This is a genomic window from Undibacterium sp. Di27W, from assembly GCF_049340345.1.
Lineage (GTDB): Bacteria > Pseudomonadota > Gammaproteobacteria > Burkholderiales > Burkholderiaceae_D > Undibacterium.
The window spans coordinates 60,859-83,140 of sequence record NZ_JBMPOS010000013.1; the positions used below are offsets into that span (position 1 = coordinate 60,859).

The window sequence follows — 22,282 nt, forward strand, 5'->3', positions numbered from 1 at the left end:
AATGAAATTAATGAAAACGGTAATTCGTACCGCAGCGTGCGTCATGATGTGTGCACCGTTTTCTTCCGCCATGGCTTTTTGCGGCTTTTATGCAGGTAAGGCAGATTCCAGTTTGTTCAATGAAGCCAGCCAGGTCATCATCGCCCGTGATGGTAACAAGACTGTGCTATCCATGCTTAATGATTATAAAGGTGCCTTGAATGAATTTGCCTTGATTGTGCCTACCCCTGTCGTGCTCAAACAAGGGCAAGTCAGAATCGCTGACAAAGGGAGTTTTGAGAAGCTGGATGCATTTACCAGCCCGCGCCTGGCTGAATACCATGACCCAGATCCCTGCAAATTTAAATTTGAGTGGGGTAACGATGCCTCAATAGCGATAGAGATAATCGGCCACAGTATTAAGCGCCAGGAAAGAGAGTCCGCATCTCCAGTTGCCATACTGACCCACGGCGTAAAAGTTGAGGCCAGGTATACGCTGGAAGAATATGACATTGTCAGTTTGTCGGCAAAAGACTCTGATGGTTTGGAAATCTGGTTACATGAAAATGGTTACACTATTCCTAAAGGAACTAGTGCTGCATTGAAGCCTTATATTAATCAGGGCATGAAATTTTTTGTCGCCAAAGTCAATCTCAAGGAGCAGCTTAAAACAGGATATACACGTTTGCGCCCTTTGCAATTTGCATTCGAGAGTGAAAAATTCATGCTGCCCATGCGCCTGGGCATGCTCAACGCGGCACCTGACAAGACGCAAGACTTGATCGTGTATACCCTGACACGCCGGGGCCGGGTGGAAAGCAGTAATTACCGCACCGCGAACCTGCCGACGGACATGGAAATTCCTTACTTTATGAAGCCTAAATTCAAGGAGTTTTATAAAGCCATGTTTGACCAGAGCGCGAAAAAAGAAGATTTTCGGGTCGTCTTCACTGAGTATTTCTGGGACATGGCCTGGTGTGATCCATGTTCAAGCACGCCTTTGACCCGTGATGAGTTGCGTGATGCAGGCATGTTCTGGGTGGACGGTGATGCCGAAAAGGGCTTTCAGTTTATGCAGCAAGCCAGGCAAGGGCAGAGCATGTCTGTATCAAATCAATGGTCGCATGAGGCCTTGGTGACGCGCATGCATGTGCGCTATACACCAAATAGTTTTCCTGAGGATTTGATGTTCACCCAGACGCAGGATAAGCGTAACTGGCAAAGTCGCTATGTCATACACAATCCCTATGCTGGTGGCATGCCTGAATGTCGCGCGCGCCTGGACAAAATCGACTGCACAGATATATGCAAGGAGCCTGTAGATAGGGTGTACCACATCATGCATGATAAAAGTGAACCAGCCGCACAGATACTGCTACAGCAGCGTTATAACAAATATCGGGGCAAGACTGAGGCGCAATTACAGCGCAATTGCATCGATAGCTGTTTCGCCACTAAGGAAAATAGCATGAGGGATGTGGCTAGTTATTATCTACGCATAGTCCCGGAGCGCGTCAGCAAAGAAAAACTGACCCTGGCCAATCTCACAGGCTGGAGCATGCAAGAAATCGATGCACTTCCGGGTGCGCAACAATTTCCGCCTGATCTGGGGATGGGCGATGGCAAGCAAAATCCAGCCATGACCGCTCAAAATGCAAATTGGTGGCAGAAGCTATTGGCTATCAATGAGAAAAAGGCTGCGAAAAAATGAACGTATTGAAACAGCTGGACGCACGCTGGTTCCAGATATTATTTTTATCCAGTTTTTTATTATTGGGTGCTGTTGCCCGTGATTTTGCATTGACACTGCCGCAGATCGCAGCCTGCTTCGCCAGCGGTTTATCGACCCAGGCTCTATGGCAGTGGGGTTTGCGTTTACCAGGAAGACGGCAGTGGGGCGCTTATCTGAGTGCCATTATCAGTTGTTTTGGTATTTGCATCCTGGTGCGCTCGCAAAATTTGTGGGCACATCCCTTGCTCGCTTGTGTGGCCATGAGTAGCAAATATCTTTTAAGAGTAGGTAGGGCAGACTGTAAAAGCCATGTTTTCAACCCCGCCAATCTGGCTGCATTTGCTGCCTGGGCCTGGACCAGCGGTACTTGGCTGAGCCCTGGGCAATGGGGTGCCAGCAGCCTGACAGCACTGTGGTTTGTTGCCCTTGGCGGCCTGGTGACCCAGCGTATCTCGCGCTGGGATGTCAGTCTGAGTTTCCTGGGGAGTTGGGCGGTTTTGCTGGCAGCCCGCCTGATCTGGCTTGATTATGCCTGGGACCCGGGTGCAGCCATCTGGGTACAGCAAATGAGTAATGGGGCGACGCTGCTATTTGCCTTCTTCATGATTTCTGACCCCATGACGACGCCCCAGCACAGAGCTGCCAGGATGGCCTATGCATTCAGTGTTGCTCTTGCTGCGTTTGTCTGGCAATTTGTGTTGTTCAGACCACATGGCTTGATTGTGGTTTTATTCTATGCCAGTTGTCTGGTGCCAGCGATTAACTATGTTTTCAGGCGACCGCGCTTCGAGTGGCAACGCACTGCATTGCCACTGAACTGATGCTTTATTTGCCAACTATTTGTTGCCAGGCTCAGGCAACCTTTAGCTCATTGGCCAGACGCTCATGTTCGGCAGCCCAGGCGGCATCTATGGCAGCAACTTTGACAAAGGCGGGCCTGCTGCAGACGCGCTGGATATACTCCATGATGACCGGTGATTCAGGTACCAGCTTGAACATGGTGCCCCAGCGCAAGGCATTGCCCCAGAGTATGTCTGCTGCCGTCAATTGCTCGCCCAGCAGATACGGGCCCTTTTCCAGTTGGGTCTTGATGATGCCGAGCATGGTATCAAAGTCGCTGTAAGGGCACATGGATGGGGCTGCTGGTGGATGTTGCGCAAACTTGTCAACCAGCGCTGGCTCATAGCAGGCAGCGTAATACGCCATCCAGCGCAGATAAGGGCCGCGCAACTGGCTATCCAGGGCAGGGGTCAAGCCTGCTTGTGGGAACAGGTCTGCCAGGTATAAGGACACTGCCACCTGCTCGGTGATCAGCTCATCTCTATGCAATAGCGCAGGCACTTTACCCATGGGGTTGATGGCCAGGTAGGCGCTTTCTCTTTGTTCGCCAGCCTTCATGTTCAGTACATGCAATTGATAGGGCGCGCCCAGTTCTTCCAGCAAGATCAAAGCGCCAGTTGCGCGGGTTTGTGGTGCGTAGAACAGGGTGATGTTGTCAGTATTGCTCATGATAAGACCTTTCTTTTTATCTCGGTGGCGGAATTGCCGGGCCGTTGATATAAGAATATGCCTCTATACCTGACATCTTTTGTCAGGTTGGTTTACTATTCATTCATATCTTAAAAAATAAAGCAGAAAACCCTCATAAAGCCATGCGTGCCAGCCGACTCATTTCTATCCTGACTATCCTGCAAGCCCGCGGTTTTGCCACAGCTCCAGAATTGGCGGAAGAATGTGCCGTCAACCTGCGCACTATCTATCGTGATATCGATGCCATGAGCGAAGCAGGCATACCTATCTATAGCGAGCGCGGGTCTGGTGGCGGTTATCGCTTGCTGGATGGCTACCGCACACAATTGAATGGCTTGTCAGCCAAGGAAGCGGAAGCCCTGTTCATGAGCGGACTAGCAGGTGCGGCTACCGATATGGGGCTGGGTTCGGTCATGATGGCTGCGCAAAATAAATTATTGTCTGCCATGCCTGCCTCTTTGCGCGAAGGCGCACTGGAAATGCGTTCACGGTTTTATCTCGATGCTCCTACCTGGTTTTCTCAGTCTGAGCAACCACAGTATCTACCTCTGGTGGCAGACGCAGTCTGGGAGCAGAAACGCATACATATACGTTACCAGAGCTGGAAAGGAGTCAAGGAGCGCGAGGTCGAGCCCTTGGGCATGGTCATGAAAGGTGGTTCCTGGTATCTGGTTGCGCAGGTCGACGACATGCCGCGCACTTACAGGGTATCGCGCATCCAGGAAATCGCTGTACTTGATCAGCATTTCCAGCGACCCTGCAGTTTTGACCTGACCGCATATTGGCGTAAATCCACAGCCAGAGTGGAGCAGGATATGCATAAAAATACTGCGACCATACGTCTGTCACCCAGAGGCGTGAAATGGCGAGAAGCGTTCTTGTCACCCTATGTCTATTCTGAAATGCGCTTATCCAGTGAACTTGATGCAGAGGGCTGGTGTGCGGCGACGATACCGGTAGGTTCCATGCCCATGGCTTGCGCAGAAATCCTACGCTTTGGTGGCGATGCAGAAGTGCTGGAGCCGCCGGAATTGCGCCAAAAAATCATGGAAGCAATAGAGCAGATGCAGATGGTTTACAAGAAGACCCTGAGCGAATGCTGAATGAGGCTCTGGAACATGAATCAGCATGCCGTCTGCTGCTTGGCTTGCCTGAGCTATCTTGCGGACTGTCCACCCTGCACATCGGTACGAGGACAAACGATATCGTCAAAATACCGTATCCGCGCTTGGATATAGCGGTTTTCTCCAGTAGTAGCCTCAGATTGCCTGAGCATCTGCCATCCGGCAGTACCGGCAAATACATGAACATAAGCGTTGTTAAACAAACGGTCGCTACGTGCGCTTTCCCGCACTACTGCTATGCAATTTACTTGCTACTCGCCAAGGCCAATAAATCAGCCATGGAACCTGCAAAAATATCAGTATCAACACTCCCGCTCACGCCTGCGACTGTGCCCGACTCCGAGTTTTGCCAGAAGGTCCATTTACTCCAGCCATTGGGCAACTTGGGTTGTGCGACACCATATTGTGCAATCCACAAGGCGTATCTGGCAAAGCTATTGTTCATGTATTGATTCCAGAACGAGGGGCCAGTGTAAATCATGGGCGTGCGCCCCAGCGCCTGCTCTACCGTATTGAGCCAGGTCTGTACATTCGCGGCCAGGGTTGCGCTGCCAAAGTCGCCTTTATAGGCTTCGATATCGATGACTGGTGGCAAGTCACCCACCGCCAGGCTGCCTACAGCCTTGATGAAATTATTGGCCTGGCTTACCGGATCATCCGTGCTTTCATAAAAATGATAGGCACCACGCAACAGGCCTGCCGCCTTGATACCTGACCAATTGGTCTTGAATTGAGAGTCGACATAAGTATTGCCATCAGTGGCTTTGGCAAAGGCAAAGCCTATGCCAGCATTCTTGACGGCAGCCCAATTCACGCTCCCCTGATAATGAGATACGTCGATTCCTTGTACAGTCGTATTGCCCGCCATATTGTTCTCCTTAGCTAAGCTTGAATTTTGGATGAAACGGCAAATCAATAAGATAGCAGGATTGCATGAAATTATGCAAAAAACAAGATCGTTGCACCTGCTATCATCAATAACAAGGTGCATAGGCTGGTGAGGCTTGAACATCGCGAGACTATATGGAACTATATGGCTTGCATGGCAGAAATAATAGCCATACATTGTCGATTTGCTTAACCATCACATTGCTATTCATGAACATACACCTGACTCTCATGCCCGTCCTCGCTTTGCTTGCTGGTATTTGCATCCTGATTAAACCCAAGCTCGTCAGTTTCATCGTCGCACTTTATCTCATTGCTATCGGCCTTATTGGTATCCTGGGCCTGGGACGTATAGGTTTGCACTTGTAAGCACTCAACCAGGGGCAAACCTGAAACTGGGCTTGTCCTGCATGCTTGTGCGAGAGCCAAAGTGCATTCCTGCTTGCCTCGCAGCCTGCTATGGAAGTGCTACACTTTGACTAGCGTCTGCGCTTGAGCGCATTGCACTTGGTGGCAGTTGAGTGGAGGAGTGGGTGAAGCAATTTTATAGACTAACGATGCTGCTATGTATGTTCCTGCCCGCGTTAGCACAGGCAGGAACTTATCGCTGCGTATCGCTGGATTACCCACCCTTGATTTATAAAGATAGCGATAACCGTGTCAAAGGCTTCGCGGTGGATATCGTCAGTGCTGTTTTCAAGAACCTCGGGCATACGATAGAAGTTGAAATCTATCCCTGGGCCAGGTCGCTGGAAATGCTCAGGACTGGGGAGCGCGACTGCATCTTCACTATTTTCCATTCACAGGAGCGTGAGCAGTTTCTCGACTTCAGTGCAGAAGCGATCGTTCCACAAGTGGTTTATTTTTATACTAAAAAAGATAGCCCTATTGCTTTCAATGGGGATATAGCCAGCCTGGCAGATTTGCGCATAGGGACAGTGCGCAAGATCAGCTATGGTCAACGTTTTGACGATATGCGTGCCAGGCTAAAGCTTGATGAAGCTTACGAACTTGAGCAAAGCATGAAAAAATTGCTGATAGGACGGATAGATTTGTTCCCCAGTAATTATTACTCTGCCTCTCATTTGCTCAAGCTACCCAGGAATAAGGATTGGGCGGATAAAATTGTGCAATTACCCGTCGCCGTTGATGTCGTTCCCAGTTACCTGGCATTTGCTAAATCCAAAAAAATGACTTCACTGCGTGATAGCTTCGATCAGGAATTCAGGAAATTTCTGACAAAGGGGCAGTACCGGGATTTACTGATTAAATATCAGCTGGAAAACTCCCCCGAGCTGATCAGGTTTTTGCAAAACAGATAGTGACGTAAATATTATTGCTACAGGGCCGCGCAATCTGAGGGGCAGGCTTTGCGAGCCTGCCGCAGCTAGCTATCTGATGCCAAGTAATCAGCTCATGAGGGTCAGCTCGTTCTCGCCCAATCCATGATCCAGTTGTCTTCCCAGGTTTTGCCATCATCACGGGAAACCGCCTGTTGCCAGCGGCAAGTCGTGGCAGAGATATTGTCCCAGATGCCGCGCACCTTGATGGGCTTGCCTTCATCCTCTTCATCTGAAATAAATACACCAATGCCATTCTCAAAACCGCCGATGACACCCGGTGGTGCGAGCACGCCATTGCGCCCATTGACCCAGAAGTCTGACCATTGCCGGTTTTCCACATCCAGCGTGCGCAAGCCCATGCCGCTGAAATTGCGCGCCGGTATGCGCAGTTCTTCAACACTGACGACCCCGCCTAGTATGCTCCAGCAAGTGGCTTCCCCTTCAAATACATCCCATTCCCTGGTGGCTGGGTTTTTCAGACGACGGTGACTGATTTTCCATGAGCCGCTGAGGAAATCGAATTCGCCAGGCTTGCCATTGTGCTGTTTCTTGTCCATGGGTTTTGTGCTTTCGGTTGTGGCTGCCGCTGCATTGGCGGCTAATTGGCTGACGGCGATACCGGCTGCGGTTTGCAGCAAGACTCTTCTTTGTGGATCGTGGCTTGTTGCACTCATGGTATGTCTCCTTGATTGAGCTTGTGAATTGAGCTTGTTCTGAAAAGCTTGGCCATGATAGGCTGCAATTCTTGACAAAGAATGTCAGGAATTATTTCGGAGTAGTCATTTATGCGTGCCAGCCGTTTGCTTTCCATCATGATCTTGCTGCAATTGCGTGGCAGGGTGGCGGCCGAGACGCTGGCTGCTGAATTTGAGGTCTCGGTGCGCACTATCTACCGTGACATTGATGAACTCAGTGCAGCCGGTATCCCGGTACAAAGCGACCGTGGGCCACATGGCGGTTTTCAATTGATGGCAGGTTATCGCAGCCAGTTTACCGGCCTGGAAAACGACGAGGCCGAAGCCTTGTTCATGATAGGTTTGCCAGGGCCTGCTATTGCGCTGGGCTTGGGCAATGCTGCAACCCGCGCCAGCCGCAAGCTCATGGCATCGTTGCCTCCCAGCTTGCGCGAAGGTTCGCGCCGCATCGCTGATTGTTTTCATCTGGATACCAATGACTGGTATCGCAATGAGCCAAGTACTATAGAGTTACCGCGCATTGCCCGCGCCGTACTGGCGCAGCAGAAATTGAAAACCAGTTATGAAAGCTGGTCTGGCTTGCGGCAATGGCAAATGGAACCTCTGGGCCTGGTGCTCAAGGCAGGTGCATGGTATCTGGTGGCAAATAGCCAGAGTCGAGCCAGCAGCTCTAAAAAATTACGCATTTTCAAAGTCGTGCACATCAATGACATGCAAGTGCTGGAAGAGCACTTCGACAGACCTGATGATTTTGATTTGCCGGATTTTTGGAATGAAGCAACAGCGAGATTTGAAAAAGAACTCAGATCAAATACGGCACATTTGCGCGTGTCGACTACAGGTCTGGACAGGATAAGCAAACTGGGTGCCTTTGCAGCGCAGGCAGTCGAGGCGCAGCGGGATGCTAAGACTACCGCCCAGGATAGCGTATGGCAAACCATCACCCTGCCTATAGAAACCATAGAGCATGCGGCGCAAATGTTATTGGGAATAGGGCCAGAACTTGAAGTGCTTGCACCACCAGCATTGCGCCAGCGCCTGCGTGAACTTGCCTGGCAATGCTATCAATTGCAAGAGCAGACTGGTGCTCAGGATTAGCTTGGGTTTTAGCTTGCACGGTAATGATGAACCGCAGATAATTCTGCAGCCCATCAGGCTTTCATAGCGAATCAGGCAAAATGGCAGACATAATCGAGAGTCTCCAGTGTTTCAATCTCGAATTTTGCATTCGCAGGCACATTGAATTGCTGGCCGCCTTCATAAGTGGACCATTCAGCTTCATCATTGATGCGCACGCGGCATTTGCCTGCATTCAGTTCCATGATTTCTGCGACGCCGGTATTAAAAACCAGGCTGGAAGGGAAGATGATGCCCACGGTTTTTTTGCTGCCATCGGCAAACAATACAGTATGGGAAACGCATTTGCCATCAAAAAACAGATTGGCTTTCTTGACGACGCTGACTTGATCGAATTGGGTAGACATTTTTAAATTCCAAGAAAAAACGACCCGCGCAAATCAATGGGCGGGTCGGGATGGTGTAGTTATTCAGGTTTTATTGAAGCGTTACTGACCGCGTTTTGCACGGGCATTGGCTGCAATACGCATGCGCAATGCATTCAGCTTGATGAAGCCGCCAGCGTCGGCCTGGTTGTAGGCGCCGCCATCTTCATCAAAGGTCGCGATGTTCATGTCGAACAGCGAATCGGTTTTGGAATCGCGCGATACCGTGATGACATTGCCCTTGTACAGCTTCAGGCGCACCCAGCCATTGACTGTGTGTTGAGTATGATCAATCAGGGTTTGCAGCGCGACGCGTTCTGGTGCCCACCAGTAGCCGTTATAAATCAGGCTGGCGTAACGTGGCATCAGGTCATCTTTCAGATGGGCGACTTCACGGTCCAGGGTGATGGATTCTATCGCACGATGGGCACGCAACATGATGGTGCCACCCGGCGTTTCATAGCAGCCACGCGATTTCATGCCGACATAACGGTTTTCCACCAGATCCAGACGGCCTATGCCGTGCTTGCCACCCAGGCGGTTCAATTCTGTCAGCACGGTTGCTGGTGACATGCGTACGCCATTCAGGGCAACAATGTCACCGCGCTCAAATTCTACATCCAGGTATTCTGGCTGGTCTGGTGCAGCTTCAGGGCTGACTGTCCAGCGCCACATCGATTCTTCGGCTTCGGCACTAGGGTTTTCCAGGTGACGGCCTTCAAAACTGATATGCAAAAGGTTGGCATCCATGGAGTAGGGCGCGCCACCGTTTTTATGCTTCTGGTCGATTTCTATGCCTGCATCTTCAGCATATTTCATCAGTTTTTCACGGGACAGCAAATCCCATTCACGCCATGGAGCGATGATCTTGATGCCTGGCATCAGCGCATAGGCGCCCAATTCGAAACGTACCTGGTCATTACCTTTGCCTGTCGCACCGTGGGAAATGGTGTCAGCACCAGTTTCCTTGGCGATTTCGATGAGGCGCTTGGCGATCAGGGGGCGGGCGATGGATGTACCCAGCAGGTATTCACCTTCATACACCGTATTGGCGCGGAACATAGGGAAGACGAAGTCGCGCACGAACTCTTCACGCACATCATCGATAAAAATATTTTCAGGCTTGATGCCAAACTTGATGGCCTTGGCACGTGCTGGCTCCAGCTCTTCACCCTGGCCCAGATCGGCGGTGAAAGTGACGATTTCGCACTGATAATTATCTTGCAGCCATTTCAAAATGACAGAGGTATCCAGACCGCCAGAATAGGCGAGGACGACTTTTTTAGTATCGCTCATGATGTGCTTTCAAAAATAAACTAACTTTATACTGAAGACCTAAAAGCTCACCACAGAGACACAGAGGCACAGAGAAAATCATGAGAGAGCACATCATTCATTTACCTGCTTCTTTGTTTCGATGACAGAGGTTTATTTGATCTTACCTTTCCAATACAAATACGATTTAGCAGAGACAACAATTCATACTCAGAGGTTTAACTGATTAAAGAGTAAACGCTTTTCAACAAGATTTTCTCCGGTTTTTCCTCTGTGTCTCTGTGCCTCTGTGTTGAGAGGTCTTTCCAAAAAATAACCGTATCAGCGAATCTCGCCAACCACTAAATATTCCAGCAAGGCTTTTTGCACGTGCAGGCGGTTTTCGGCTTCGTCCCAGACTACTGACTGCGGACCATCGATGACACCGGCAGACACTTCTTCGCCGCGATGCGCGGGCAGGCAGTGCATGAACAGGGCGTCAGGATGGGCGCGGGCCATCTTGGCTTCATCGACTATCCAGCCATCAAAAGCCTTCAAACGTGCCTGGTTTTCATCTTCATAACCCATGCTGGTCCAGACATCGGTATTGACGAGGTCAACACCTGCGCATGCGTCGGATGGGCTGTCAAAGACGGTGTATTGCGATTTGTCTGCCGTCACCTGCGCCATATCCATGTCATAGCCTTTAGGCGTTGAGATATGCAAATGGAAATTAAATACCTGAGCTGCCTGCAACCACGAGTACAGCATATTATTGGCATCCCCTATCCACGCCACCTTTTTACCGGTGATGGAACCACGGTGTTCTACATAGGTAAACACATCGGCCAGTACCTGGCAGGGATGATGTTGATTCGTCAAGCCATTGATGACGGGCACGCGCGAGTTAGCGGCAAAGCGCTCTATCATTTCCTGCTCAAAAGTGCGGATCATGATGATATCGCACATGCGCGACATGACCTGGCCCGCATCTTCTACCGGTTCACCACGGCCTAGCTGGCTGTCGCGGGTATTCAGGTAAATCGCAGCCCCCCCCAGTTGATGCATGCCCGCTTCAAATGACAGGCGGGTACGGGTGGAATTTTTTTCGAACACCATCACCAGGGTTCTATCCAGCAAAGGGTGGTAGGTTTGATAAGCCTTGAAACGTTGCTTGATGATGCGGGCACGCTGCATCACGTATTCAAACTCGGACAAGGTGAAATCAGAGAACTGCAGGAAATGTTTGATAGCCATAAATAAAACGGGCAGCATTTACATGCCGCCGCTTGTCATAACTGCTTAATTATAAGGGATTAATCAGGGCTGCCCATATTAAATTCCGGGAACGGGCAAGTTTGATCCATATTACTTGGAGCTTGCCTGAAAAATAAGCTAGTCAGCCGCTTAATCTTCAGCTTGCTCAAGCTTAGCATTAAAAACAGATTCCCGCGCCAGACTAGTTCAAATTACATGTAAAGAGTACTTGCAGTTTCCCTGCTTAAATTAATTGCTTTAAAAAATGTATTTGTGAACTTTCGTCAACTAGCTGGAATTTCAAACTGGTTTGTTTAAACTAGATTTTATTGCTGTATTTGCATAAATATTTGTAGTCAGTCCCGAGTTCGGGCGCAATTCCAGTTGAATTGTAAGCAAATGCAATGAAATGTAAATAAATGCAATACTAAATTTCCAGAGTTCGCCCTATGCCTCTCAAGTGAGCAGGCCTGCAAACGGCGAATATTTTTTAAATGTATATTTAAAAGCAAACAAACTATGAGCGCACTGTTAGCCGGACTGACCGTCCTGATTATTGGCGATAGCCATATGTCCACCCAGGATTATCTCATCACCACCTTGCATGACGACTTGATGAGCAAAGGTGCTGTGGTGTATTCCTTTGGTGCTTGCGGTGTCGCTGCAGGTGACTGGATGGTGAAAAGCCAATCCCCTTGCGGTGGTGCCGTGCGTATCAAGGATGGCCCGGTAGAAGTAAAGACCGGCCAGGATGCCATGACACGACCTTTTAATGAACTGGTAAAAACATATAAACCAAATCTGGTTGTCGTCGTCAATGGTGACACCATGGCTTCTTATGCGGCCCCTGAATTGCCCAAGACCTGGATCTGGCAACAAGTCTCGCGCCTGACCAAGGGTATTAAAAATAATGCCGTGAACTGCGTGTGGGTTGGCCCTGCCTGGGGTACTGAGGGTGGTAAGTTCAACAAGACTTTTGCACGCGCCAAGGAAATGTCCGGTTATTTGTCCGAGATCGTCGCCCCTTGCACTTATGTCGATTCACTGACCTTGTCCAAACCAGGTGAATGGGCATCGTCCGATGGCCAGCATTTTGATTTGGCGGGTTACAAAGCCTGGGGTGCAGCGATAGGCAATGCCATCTCTTCACCAGCAGTTTTGCAAAACATCAAAAAATAAATACTGACTCTGACCATCCATGAAAAAGCTTATCCTCGCCTGTTTTACTTCTGCCTTGACGTTGGCGGCGCATGCCGACAATCCTTTGTATGAAACCGGACCTGCTCAGGATTCATCCTTTGTCAGGTTTCTCAATGCAAGCGAAGATAAGGCTAGTGTCGTCAATGGTGCTGCCAAAGTGGCATTGACAGCCCAGGGGGATGGTCGGGTGTCCCGTTTTTATCCAGTCAAGGCGGGTGCCAAGCTGGCTGCCAATGTCCAGGTTGGTAATGCAAAAGCGGTAGTGGAAGTGGTGGCGAAACCGGGCGAATTTGTGACCATTGCCATTGTCAGCAATGGCAGTGGCATAGAGGCTGTGGTCGTCAAGGACACGCCTACTGATTTCAATGCCAGCAAAGCTTCGGTCGCCTTATTAAACCTGGACAATTCCTGCGTTGCCGCCAGCTTGAGTGTCGCAGAAAAGAAGACTGCGATACTTGATACCGTCAAACCAGCCAGCCTGCAACGCCGCCTGGTCAACCCCATCAGCCTGAAGACACAGGCAATTTGCGATACCAAAGATGTGGGCAAGGCAGTCGACCTGGGGCAGTTGCAGCCGGGCGAGCGCTATAGTGTGATACTCATGCCTGGCAAAAAAGGTCGCCAGACTTTCTTTGTACGCGACACTACCTCCTGATCTGAGCAAGGGCCCTTGCCATGGTATTTGCGTCCCTGGAGTTTCTGACACTCTTTCTTCCCTTATTTTTTGCCCTATACCTCGTCACGCCCCAGCGTTTTCGTAATCACACCCTCTTGGTGGGGAGCTGGCTGTTCTATGCCTGGTGGACCCCCAAGTTCTTATTGCTGATTATTGCCCTGACGGTGCTGGCATGGGGTGCTGCAATACTGATAGACAAGAGCCAGGATGAGCGCAGCAAAACCCGCTTGATGGCGTTGGCTATCGTACTCAATCTGTCTTCCCTGGTCTGGTACAAATACACCAATATGCTGGTGTATTCGCTCAATACCATTTTGACCGGGCGCGACATGCCCACCATACCGTGGGAAAACCTCATGCTGCCGATAGGCTTGTCCTTCACGGTCTTGCATGCTATTTCTTATATTGTTGATGTGCGCCGCAAAACGGTGGATGCACAGTACAGCATCATTTCTTTCAGCGCCTATATGGCGATGTTCCCGCATCTGATCGCCGGCCCAATTGTGCGATACAAGGTCATCGACACCGAATTGCGTGAACGGGTTTTTTCCATCGACAAGTTCGCTGCTGGTGTGCGCCGCTTCATGGTCGGCTTTTCGATGAAGGTCCTGATTGCCGACACTTTGTCACCCATCGTGACCCTGGGATTTGGCTTGCATAATCCCAGTTTGATCGATGCCTGGACTGCCTGCGCCGCCTACACCCTGCAACTGTATTTTGATTTTGCGGGCTACAGCGCCATGGCAATAGGCCTGGGCCTGATGCTGGGTTTCGACTTCCAGGAAAATTTCAACAATCCCTATCTGGCGGTATCGATACAGGATTTCTGGCGGCGCTGGCACATGACCTTGTCGTCATGGTTGCGTGATTATCTCTACATCAGCCTGGGCGGTAACCGCGGTGGCCCAGCCCGCACCTATATCAATCTCTTGCTGACGATGGCAATAGGTGGACTCTGGCATGGTGGCGAGAATTGGAATTACCTGATCTGGGGCATTATCCAGGGCACGGCGCTGTGCTGTGACCGTGCATTTACCCAGCGTGGTTTGTCCATGCCTAATTATTTGTCGCGCACCCTGACCTTATTCGTCGTCATGCTGGCGTGGACAGTTTTCCGTTCTGAGAGTTTTGCTACTGCCACGGATATCTGGGCTGGTCAGTTTGGTATGCACGGTGTTGCCATGGGTGATGCTATTGCCCAGGCGCTGCGTCCCAGCATCATCCTGACCTTTGTGCTTGGCCTGATCTGCGTCGTCTATCCTGCCACCAAAATTGGCAAGCAGGGCGGCCTCGGTTTTGCGGGCTGGAGCATGACCTGGCCAGTGCTGACTTTTGCTTATGCTGTCGTGGTTCTGGCCGGGCAAAAAGCAATTCCCTTCCTGTATTTCCAGTTTTAGGAGATCATCATGAGTGAGTGTTTTAGTTTTGATCCCAAAAAAGCTGGCTGGACACGCTTTATCCCTGTTGCTGCCTTTGGCGTCATCATGCTCGGTGGCTTTGCTGTTACCCAGACATCCTTGCGCGATGTGCCAGAAGAAAAATGGGAAGGCATAGGCAAAATACACCGTCTGCTGGATGGCGAAGCAACGAGGCAGTTTTCAACCCAGTTGAATGAACACTTCCTGTTAAGCAAACCATTCGCAAAAATTGAACGTGGCGTGACATGGACAATCGCGGGTGATACGGGCGCGTCTGTACGTCGTGGCTGCGATGGTTGGTTGTTTTTATCAGATGAGCTGACCCCTTATGCGCATGCAGCAGAGAATGCAGCAGCCAGGGCCAGGATCATTACCCAGACCGCCGCTGACCTGCAAATGCGCGGCATCAAACTGGTGGTTGCCGTCGTGCCCGACAAAACTCGCATAGAAGAAGATCATCTGTGCGGTTTGCATCGTCCCGCAGCATTTGCCAATCGTTTAAATGACTGGGTCAGCACGCTGGCAACTAACAAGGTCGAAGTGCTGAACTTTGCACCGGCGCTGTCAGCCATGACAGGCGAGCGTTATTACCGCAGTGATTCGCACTGGAATGAGCGTGGCGCCAACCTTGCAGCGACAACCCTGGCAGACCGCCTGCAATCTTTGAAGCTCGTCGATAAGCCAGCAACTGCACCTGACCCCAAAGCCATACAAAGTAATACGACCGAGCGTTCTGGCGACCTCATGCGCGTCTCCAATCTTGAAGGCCTGCCAGCATGGATGCGCCCGGCAACAGAAGTAACCCAGGTCAGCAAGGTCGCACCGGTAGCAGTCGCCAGTGATGATTTGTTTGGCGATGCAGGCTTGCCGACCGTTGCCCTGGTTGGTACATCCTTTAGTCGCGCAGCAAATTTTGTCCCTTTCCTGAGCCAGCATCTCGGTGCCCCGGTTGCCAACCTGGCCAAGGATGGCGGGGATTTTGATGGCGCAGCTTACGCTTATCTGAACAGCAAAGAATTCAAGTCTCAGCCACCTAAAGTCGTGGTATGGGAAGTGCCAGAGCGCATGCTGCAAAAAACACTGACTGCATCAGAAAAAAAATGGTTGGAGACTTTTAAGTCATAATCCTGATTTGCTTGGGATTTGGGCCATGCTAAATTCACGTCAGCAGTTGAGCATGTTTGTACCTGTACAAGCCGCGATAGAGTTGGAACAAGTGCGGCGCGTAGTCGATCCTGTGCAAAGCAGTCTTATCCCGGCACATATAACTTTATGCCGCGAAGATGAACTGTGGGATTTACCTGCGGTCAGGAGCAGGCTGCAAAACTTGCACCTGCCTGCCATATCCCTGAGTTTTGCTCCTGCAGAAATATTTTACGAGCACGGCCTGATCATGCATTGCATAGCAGGAGAGGATGCATTTCTTCATCTGCGCGAGTTTGTGCTGGACTCAAAAAACATCAGGGCACAGCGCCCGCACCTGACTCTGGCTCATCCCGGAAACCCCAAGGCTCCCGGTAATTCCCTGGAAGTTACAAGCAGCCTGCCGGCACCTTTGCCGCTTGTTTTTCCCAGCATTTGTCTGATAGAACAAAGCGGCAATGATCCCTGGCGAGTTCTGGAAACTTATGAATTTAGTGTTGGTGCATGAGTTAGCTCCGGCGGCATTTTTTTCGACATATGATATGCTGAACTTTCACTTGATACCGTGGCGTTGGATTTCCACGGGAAACTCCCTTCAGCGCGCCAACATTGCTTATGAAAGCAGAAATACAAACAAATAAAATCGTCGTTTTGTTAGGCTCAGGGATTAGTGCTGAGAGCGGTATCCCTACTTTTCGCGATGCAAATGGCCTGTGGCATAACTATTCCTGGGAAGCTGTGGCCAGTCCGAGCGGTTGGCGCGCCCATCCCGAAGTCGTGCTGGAATTTTATAATGAACGCAGGTTGCAGGCAGCCGAGGCACAAGCCAATGCCGCACATCTTGCTCTTGCTGAACTTGAATCGGCTTATGAAGTTGTTGTAATCACCCAGAATATTGATGATCTGCATGAAAGAGCAGGTTCTTCAAACGTCATTCATGTACATGGGCAGTTGAATCACGCACGCGGCACTTCTGAAGCGCGCAGGCGTTATCGTATTGATGCGGCGCCTATACAATTGGGGCAATTCTGTGAAGACGGTACGCAACTACGCCCGGACATAGTCTGGTTCGGTGAAGATGTTGAATATCTAGAAGAATCCAGAAGGCATATCGCAACCGCTGCCAAGGTTCTCGTGGTCGGCACCTCATTGACTGTTTTTCCCGCGGCCTCATTGGTCAAGGCCGCGAGGGGCAGGGCAGAGAAAATACTGGTTGCGCTGGCAATGGACAAGTTGCCTTATGGCTTCAGGTTCATGCGTGGCAAGGCGAGCAGTATTGTTCCATTCTTATGCCAGGGCTGGTTGACCGAGCGCCAAAATGGGGGGCGGTATCCTGATTCATATACGCACGTTTCCTGACGAGAATGGGCTGTAATTAATACAGCCATTTCCTCACAAGCTCAGTGCCGTGGCGCTGGGCCAGCAGGTCTAGACCGGCTTCTTCATTCTCATGTATTTCTGCCAGGCAGCGTATCATCAGTGCATCCAGGTATTCTTCCACTGAGGTGAAGAAGGGGCTGAGCATGCTGCCATCATCGTGGTCAAAATAAAAGACTTCGTTGCTCCCACGAAGAAAGCAAAACATATTGCCGTTGCCCAGGTAGTCACCAAAGACTATCATGTCTTCAAACAGCTCCAGCACTTGCGCATCTTCGTGCTCCAGCATGTCAACTATGCCGGGGTATGCTTGGAGCAAAGGCTGGATAGTGGTATCGCCGTCAGGGCTGACACTGCATAATTTTTCTGCCAGCGACAATGCACCAAATTCACGATGGTAGGCCTTCAACGCAGGTGGTAGCGAGCAAGACAAACGCGTCTCCAGATCGAGAAGTTCAGCTTCACTCACTGGTGCGAAACGCGCCTGGCTAACATGCCCTTCCCATAATGCGGCGTAGGCGGTAATGACAGCACGATACCATGCTGGTCGGCTCTCTGAAGAGAGTTGTTCTGGCCAGCATAAATCGGGGCAGCCTGGAGGTGGCCAGTGATCAGTCGATAAATCATCTTGCATGGTGTTTCCTGTTTGGCGTGGCATGGTGCTCAGGTCTGGTTTAATTACACACTCTCTTGTCAGACTGACTCAATACTTTTGCCTGAGTGATTAGCAATTGATAGATGGGATAGGGCCAATGTTCAAAAATTTTCAGTTTGCCGCGCACAGGGCAACTGGATGTGGCAAAAATCTTGTTGGAGTCAGTTTGCATGTATCCCATCTTAAATTTGATATCTTCGGGAAAAGGATTGCTTACTTCCAGCAGCATGTCTTTTTGTTTTTCCATTTGCGTGAAGGTAAAAACCAGCGTGCGCTCAGGGTGTTCATTGGTGCTGACTGCCTGTTCCAGCTTGATTGCGCCGTCGATTATGCTTGCTTCTATGAAGACAGTCTCTCCAGGAAAAACTGAAATCAGACTGTTATTCATTAATAGAGGTACAGCATTACCGGCCTTGGCCTCAAATTGATGCGTGGGGTCAAGGTAAAGCTTGACGTCTGGTGTGCGGCATAAAGTCTGTTTGCACAGTTCTTCCAAACTCAAAGGGGCTGCGGCTGTCTGGGCGAATGACGGTGCAGCCGACAAGCAAGATAACAGGCAGATGAGCCCGGATATGAAAAGTCGCATATGCTTTAGTAACCTATGGTTTGCTTGGATTCATGCACCAGTTGTTCAAACATATCATGCCGCATGGTCGAAATTTCTCCATCCTTGACTGCTGCCAGGATTGCGCATCCAGGTTCGGTATGGTGGTGACAATTATAGAATTTGCATTTACCCAGGTGTGGCAAAAATTCTGGGAAGGCGCGTTCCAGCATGCCTTCGCTCAAGTGATGAAGACCAAATTCCTGGAAGCCTGGCGAGTCGATTACATAGGAGTTGGCATCCATGTGATACAGGCGGGTGAAGGTGGTCGTATGCTTACCGGTGTCCAGCGCCGCCGAGATTTCACGGGTGGCGATTTCCGCATCCGGGATCAGCAAATTGATGAGCGAAGACTTGCCCATGCCAGACTGGCCGATGAGGATGGTGCTTTGCCCCTGCATCAAATTGTGCATGAGCTGGCGCGTGCCTTCTGGGTCTGTTCTGACAGATACTTCATGTACTGGATAGCCAAGCTTGGCATACAGGCCTACGCGTTCCCTGGCCTTGGGCAGGGAGGTAGTGACGTCGACCTTGTTCAAGATCAGATGTGGTTTGATGCCGGCGGATTCTGCCGCCACCAGGGCGCGTGATACCAGGTCATCGGTAAAGCTGGGTTCTGTCGCAACGACGATCAGCAATTGCGTCAGGTTTGCTGCCAGCATCTTGGATTTATACTGGTCAGAGCGATACAGTAAAGTCTTGCGCGTGGTGATGGCTTCTATCACACCCTGGTTTTTGGATGTCAGGGCGTATTCAACGATGTCGCCTACCGAGACATCGCTTTTCTTGCCACGGGTGACGCAATGGAGCTTGACTTGCTCGCCGTCGATCTCGGCCTGCACCAGGTAATGGCGGCCATGGGCGGCAATGACTAAAGCCTGTGAACGCGCCATCAGGAAAAACTCTGCTGAAAAATCGCATCTATCTTGGCAGCGCAGATAAAGTCATTTTCTGAAATCCCACCCTTGCCATCATTGACGGTATGCGTATCAAATTTGATGACGCAGCGGTTGTAGGTGACTACCAGTTCCGGGTGATGGTCTTCTGCATGGATCACATAGGCAATCGCATTGATGAAGGCCAGGGTTTCGTAGTAATTCTTGAACTGGAAAGTCCTGACGATGCGCGGGCCATCTTGTGCCCATTCTGGAGTGGCAGCAAAGTAAGCTGGCAGGCTGGCGTCATCGAGGCCGGTTTCTGTGTGCTGGGATTTTTTCGCCAGCAAGTCTGTGGATTTAATCATGATATCTCCGTTATTGTGCAGCCAGCAGGTGGTTGATGCGCACCGATGCTGAGGGGTGTGAGTCATAAAACGCCGAATGCAGGGGATCAGGCGTCAGGGTAGATGAATTGTCGTCATACATCTTGACCAGGGCTGTGACCAGGTCATTGGCATTGGTATGTTTGGCGGCAAAGGCATCGGCTTCGAATTCGTGTTTGCGTGAAGTGATCGCACTCAGTGGTGAAAACAGGAAAGTAAACACCGGCAAGACCAGCATGAACAAAATCATCGCCATCGCATCATTTTGCGCCAGCAACATAGGGTCTACGCCCAGGCCAGTGTAGAACCAGATTTGCTCTTTAAAAAAGCCCAGCATGGCCATGAAAACCAGCGACAAGGCAAACATGACGACCATGCGTTTGATGATGTGTTTGAGTTTAAAGTGACCCAGCTCATGCGCCAGTACGGCTTCAATCTCATTGGGTGCCAGGCGTTCCAGCAAGGTGTCATAAAATACGATGCGCTTGGCACCGCCAAAGCCGGAGAAGTAGGCATTGCCATGACCGGAGCGTTTTGAGCCATCCATGACAAAGATGCCTTTCAAGGCAAAGCTGACGCGTTTGCTCAGGTTTTCTATACGTTCACGTACTTCTTCATTGTCCAGCGGCCAGAACTTGTTGAACAAGGGGGCGATCACGACCGGGAAAATCAACATGATCAACATCTGGAAAACGATGAAGAATGCCCAGGCATACAGCCACCACAAGCTGCCTGCCTTTTCCATCAGGGTCAGTATCACCCAGATCAGGGGCAGGCCCAGCACTGCGCCTATCAAGGTATTCTTGATCATGTCAGTGAAAAACAGGCCCAGTGTCATTTTGTTAAAGCCAAATTTTTCTTCCAGCACGAATTGTGAGTAATAGGTAAAGGGGAATTCGATCACGCTGCTAATGATGGTAAATGCCACCAGCAGGCAGATCTGATACCACATCCCAGGCCCAGTAAGCTTTACCAGGTGCACAGATAGCCATTGCAAACCACCAAACAGGGTGAAGCCAACCAGGACGGCGGCATTCAGTAGCAACATGATCATGCCCAGCTTGGTTTTGGCAATCGTGTAATCCGCCGCCTTTTGATGGGAAGCCAGACCTATTTTTTCTGCGAATTGCGCAGGAACGGCTGCACGGTGCTGCAGGATATGACGGATATGGCGAGAGGCCAGCCAGAACTGAATAATCAGGCTCAATAGCAGGAAGGAAACGAATAAAACCGAAAAAACGGATGAAATCATGGGAAAATGTGACATTCGATAAGTAATAGCCAAGGAAGAATTATGTCACAAGCGACCGACATTCAAACAAACACTGCAAATCCTGCCACGCCAGCCCGTCCAAATGAGTTGAACCTGATCTGGCTGGATATGGAAATGACAGGCCTGGACCCGGATACAGATCGTATCATTGAGGTGGCCGTGGTGGTAACAGATTCACAATTGAATGTGCTGGCAGAAGGCCCGGTATTTGCAATTCACCAATCCGATGAAACCCTGGACAAGATGGATAACTGGAACAAGGGCACGCATGGCCGCTCTGGCCTGATCGACAAGGTCAAAGCCTCTACCGTGACGGAAGCGGATGCTGAAGCAGCCCTGATCGCTTTCCTGAAGCCCTATGTACCTGCAGGTAAATCGCCTATGTGCGGCAATACCATATGCCAGGACCGCCGTTTCATGGCGCGTGGCATGCCCAAGCTGGAGGCTTTCTTCCATTACCGCAATCTGGATGTGTCGACCTTGAAAGAACTTTGCCGCCGCTGGAAGCCAGAACTGGCCTCAGGCTTTAAAAAGCATCAGAAACATACTGCCCTGGCAGACATTCTGGAATCGATAGAGGAATTGAAATACTATCGTGAGCATTTTATTAAGGAATAAATCTGTTTGAGATAGTGTTCTTAAAGCTTTGCCAAGCAATAGAAAATGCTCCCTTGCTATGAAGCGAAAGGGAGCATTTTTCTTATTTAACATATAATTAAGTGAGCAATTAGATGGCTAACTTAACGTCGTTAAACTACATCTGATTACATCTTTTTACCACCCAGATGTTCTACTGTCAATTCAGCAAATTTTTCATACAGCCAGCTCAGGCGCATTCCATCCTGGCCGCCAGCAAGGCCGCCCAGCGCGTAAGAGGCGCTGATTTCGAAGCGATTGATTTCCTTGCCTGTGGCATCTTTCAGGATAACGTCACCGACGATGTGGTCATTGCCAGCCATAAAGCCAAACATGATGGCTGTGAAAGCAGAGCGTACACGAAAATCTTTTACTAAAATCTCAACCGTATTGCTCGCTTCTGGATTGTTTTCACTCAACAGGTTTTGTGAAGACATCGCCCGTTTTACATTGTCAACCAAAGCATTTTGATCAAATTTTAAATTGTCGCTAACTTGTTTCTTCGCATCTGCTGACAAAGAAATAGAAATGGATTTAGCCGGGCGAGTCGAGAGATATTGTTTATTGCCGATATCTGCGTGCTTGACGCCTGACGAGCAACCAACCAGTGCAAATGCAATCAAACTTGTAGCGATGAGACGAGCGAACATGAATTTTTCCTTTAATAGCTTTAATAGCTTTAATGCTTTAATAGTTATATTGGCCGCAAAATTACGGCCCGTCATTAGACTAGAA

General features: G+C 50.1%; 25 protein-coding genes. 13 read left to right on the plus strand and 12 right to left on the minus strand.

The genetic code is table 11. The annotated features are described in order from the left end of the window. Nucleotide 1: 1 nt before the first annotated feature. A complete protein-coding gene (locus ACO0LF_RS23325; RefSeq protein ID WP_423018367.1) occupies nt 2-1,690 on the plus strand; it encodes a DUF2330 domain-containing protein in 1,689 nt (562 codons plus the stop codon). Further along, a complete protein-coding gene (locus ACO0LF_RS23330; RefSeq protein WP_423018369.1) occupies nt 1,687-2,532 on the plus strand; it encodes an RnfABCDGE type electron transport complex subunit D in 846 nt (281 codons plus the stop codon). The genes ACO0LF_RS23325 and ACO0LF_RS23330 overlap by 4 nt, the downstream gene beginning before the upstream one ends. Before the next feature lie 31 nt (nt 2,533-2,563). On the opposite strand, the gene ACO0LF_RS23335 is transcribed toward ACO0LF_RS23330, so the two are convergent. Next, a complete protein-coding gene (locus ACO0LF_RS23335; protein WP_423018371.1) occupies nt 2,564-3,220 on the minus strand; it encodes a glutathione S-transferase family protein in 657 nt (218 codons plus the stop codon). A 143-nt stretch (nt 3,221-3,363) separates the two neighbouring features. Between ACO0LF_RS23335 and ACO0LF_RS23340 the strand changes: the two genes are divergently transcribed. Continuing rightward, nucleotides 3,364-4,344, plus strand: a complete 981-nt coding sequence (locus tag ACO0LF_RS23340) for a helix-turn-helix transcriptional regulator (RefSeq protein WP_423018373.1) — start codon at nt 3,364-3,366, stop codon at nt 4,342-4,344. A 265-nt stretch (nt 4,345-4,609) separates the two neighbouring features. On the opposite strand, the gene ACO0LF_RS23345 is transcribed toward ACO0LF_RS23340, so the two are convergent. Then, nucleotides 4,610-5,233 carry a glycoside hydrolase family 25 protein gene (locus ACO0LF_RS23345; RefSeq protein ID WP_423018375.1) on the minus strand — a complete coding sequence of 208 codons (624 nt, stop codon included), beginning with the start codon at nt 5,231-5,233 and terminating at the stop codon, nt 4,610-4,612. A 230-nt stretch (nt 5,234-5,463) separates the two neighbouring features. Between ACO0LF_RS23345 and ACO0LF_RS23350 the strand changes: the two genes are divergently transcribed. Both ACO0LF_RS23350 and ACO0LF_RS23355 read left to right on the plus strand, forming a co-directional pair. Further along, nucleotides 5,464-5,622 carry a DUF3096 domain-containing protein gene (locus ACO0LF_RS23350; RefSeq protein ID WP_423018377.1) on the plus strand — a complete coding sequence of 53 codons (159 nt, stop codon included), beginning with the start codon at nt 5,464-5,466 and terminating at the stop codon, nt 5,620-5,622. A gap of 200 nt (nt 5,623-5,822) precedes the next feature. Further along, a complete protein-coding gene (locus tag ACO0LF_RS23355; RefSeq protein ID WP_423018379.1) occupies nt 5,823-6,575 on the plus strand; it encodes a substrate-binding periplasmic protein in 753 nt (250 codons plus the stop codon). 101 nt (nt 6,576-6,676) lie between these two features. Here ACO0LF_RS23355 and ACO0LF_RS23360 read toward each other — a convergent pair whose 3' ends face one another. Beyond that, nucleotides 6,677-7,270, minus strand: a complete 594-nt coding sequence (locus tag ACO0LF_RS23360) for a hypothetical protein (RefSeq protein ID WP_423018381.1) — start codon at nt 7,268-7,270, stop codon at nt 6,677-6,679. 111 nt (nt 7,271-7,381) lie between these two features. On the opposite strand from ACO0LF_RS23360, the gene ACO0LF_RS23365 reads away from it, so the two are divergent. Beyond that, entirely contained in the window at nt 7,382-8,389 is a 1,008-nt protein-coding gene (locus tag ACO0LF_RS23365; protein WP_423018383.1) for a helix-turn-helix transcriptional regulator, read from the plus strand. 71 nt (nt 8,390-8,460) lie between these two features. On the opposite strand, the gene ACO0LF_RS23370 is transcribed toward ACO0LF_RS23365, so the two are convergent. The 3 genes from ACO0LF_RS23370 to argF all read right to left on the minus strand — a co-directional run bounded on the left by ACO0LF_RS23370 (nt 8,461) and on the right by argF (nt 11,304). Further along, a complete protein-coding gene (locus tag ACO0LF_RS23370; RefSeq protein WP_186954131.1) occupies nt 8,461-8,775 on the minus strand; it encodes a pyrimidine/purine nucleoside phosphorylase in 315 nt (104 codons plus the stop codon). Between the two features lie 81 nt (nt 8,776-8,856). After that, on the minus strand, nt 8,857-10,089 hold the full coding sequence (locus tag ACO0LF_RS23375; RefSeq protein ID WP_110257440.1) for an argininosuccinate synthase: 1,233 nt from the start codon (nt 10,087-10,089) through the stop codon (nt 8,857-8,859). Between the two features lie 300 nt (nt 10,090-10,389). Beyond that, on the minus strand, nt 10,390-11,304 hold the full coding sequence (argF, locus tag ACO0LF_RS23380) for an ornithine carbamoyltransferase (RefSeq protein WP_423018385.1): 915 nt from the start codon (nt 11,302-11,304) through the stop codon (nt 10,390-10,392). A 519-nt stretch (nt 11,305-11,823) separates the two neighbouring features. Between argF and ACO0LF_RS23385 the strand changes: the two genes are divergently transcribed. The 6 genes from ACO0LF_RS23385 to ACO0LF_RS23410 all read left to right on the plus strand — a co-directional run bounded on the left by ACO0LF_RS23385 (nt 11,824) and on the right by ACO0LF_RS23410 (nt 17,100). Continuing rightward, a complete protein-coding gene (locus ACO0LF_RS23385) occupies nt 11,824-12,483 on the plus strand; it encodes an SGNH/GDSL hydrolase family protein (protein ID WP_423018387.1) in 660 nt (219 codons plus the stop codon). 19 nt (nt 12,484-12,502) lie between these two features. Continuing rightward, nucleotides 12,503-13,159: an alginate O-acetyltransferase AlgF gene (locus ACO0LF_RS23390; RefSeq protein ID WP_423018389.1), complete on the plus strand. Its 657-nt coding sequence runs from the start codon at nt 12,503-12,505 to the stop codon at nt 13,157-13,159. A 20-nt stretch (nt 13,160-13,179) separates the two neighbouring features. After that, nucleotides 13,180-14,577 carry an MBOAT family O-acyltransferase gene (locus ACO0LF_RS23395; protein WP_423018391.1) on the plus strand — a complete coding sequence of 466 codons (1,398 nt, stop codon included), beginning with the start codon at nt 13,180-13,182 and terminating at the stop codon, nt 14,575-14,577. Between the two features lie 9 nt (nt 14,578-14,586). Continuing rightward, entirely contained in the window at nt 14,587-15,723 is a 1,137-nt protein-coding gene (locus ACO0LF_RS23400) for an alginate O-acetyltransferase AlgX-related protein (RefSeq protein WP_423018393.1), read from the plus strand. Nucleotides 15,724-15,775: 52 nt separating this feature from the next. Continuing rightward, nucleotides 15,776-16,249, plus strand: coding sequence for a 2'-5' RNA ligase family protein (locus tag ACO0LF_RS23405; protein ID WP_423018395.1), 474 nt, complete (start codon nt 15,776-15,778; stop codon nt 16,247-16,249). A 107-nt stretch (nt 16,250-16,356) separates the two neighbouring features. After that, nucleotides 16,357-17,100, plus strand: a complete 744-nt coding sequence (locus ACO0LF_RS23410) for a Sir2 family NAD-dependent protein deacetylase (RefSeq protein ID WP_423018397.1) — start codon at nt 16,357-16,359, stop codon at nt 17,098-17,100. Between the two features lie 16 nt (nt 17,101-17,116). Here the strand turns inward: ACO0LF_RS23410 and ACO0LF_RS23415 are convergent, their stop codons facing one another. From ACO0LF_RS23415 to ACO0LF_RS23435, 5 genes are all read right to left on the minus strand, one after another. Further along, a complete protein-coding gene (locus ACO0LF_RS23415; RefSeq protein ID WP_423018399.1) occupies nt 17,117-17,752 on the minus strand; it encodes an SMI1/KNR4 family protein in 636 nt (211 codons plus the stop codon). Between the two features lie 40 nt (nt 17,753-17,792). Next, nucleotides 17,793-18,275, minus strand: coding sequence for a hypothetical protein (locus tag ACO0LF_RS23420; protein ID WP_423018401.1), 483 nt, complete (start codon nt 18,273-18,275; stop codon nt 17,793-17,795). An 89-nt stretch (nt 18,276-18,364) separates the two neighbouring features. Next, on the minus strand, nt 18,365-19,270 hold the full coding sequence (gene rsgA, locus ACO0LF_RS23425) for a ribosome small subunit-dependent GTPase A (RefSeq protein ID WP_423018403.1): 906 nt from the start codon (nt 19,268-19,270) through the stop codon (nt 18,365-18,367). Then, nucleotides 19,270-19,623, minus strand: coding sequence for a 4a-hydroxytetrahydrobiopterin dehydratase (locus ACO0LF_RS23430; RefSeq protein WP_423003608.1), 354 nt, complete (start codon nt 19,621-19,623; stop codon nt 19,270-19,272). The genes rsgA and ACO0LF_RS23430 overlap by 1 nt, the downstream gene beginning before the upstream one ends. A 7-nt stretch (nt 19,624-19,630) precedes the next feature. Further along, complete coding sequence (locus ACO0LF_RS23435; protein WP_423018405.1) at nt 19,631-20,890, minus strand: M48 family metallopeptidase; 1,260 nt, start codon at nt 20,888-20,890, stop codon at nt 19,631-19,633. A 42-nt stretch (nt 20,891-20,932) separates the two neighbouring features. On the opposite strand from ACO0LF_RS23435, the gene orn reads away from it, so the two are divergent. Beyond that, nucleotides 20,933-21,529, plus strand: a complete 597-nt coding sequence (orn, locus tag ACO0LF_RS23440) for an oligoribonuclease (protein WP_423018407.1) — start codon at nt 20,933-20,935, stop codon at nt 21,527-21,529. 146 nt (nt 21,530-21,675) lie between these two features. Here the strand turns inward: orn and ACO0LF_RS23445 are convergent, their stop codons facing one another. After that, on the minus strand, nt 21,676-22,272 hold the full coding sequence (locus ACO0LF_RS23445) for a DUF4410 domain-containing protein (RefSeq protein WP_423018409.1): 597 nt from the start codon (nt 22,270-22,272) through the stop codon (nt 21,676-21,678). Between the last annotated feature and the right edge of the window lie 10 nt (nt 22,273-22,282).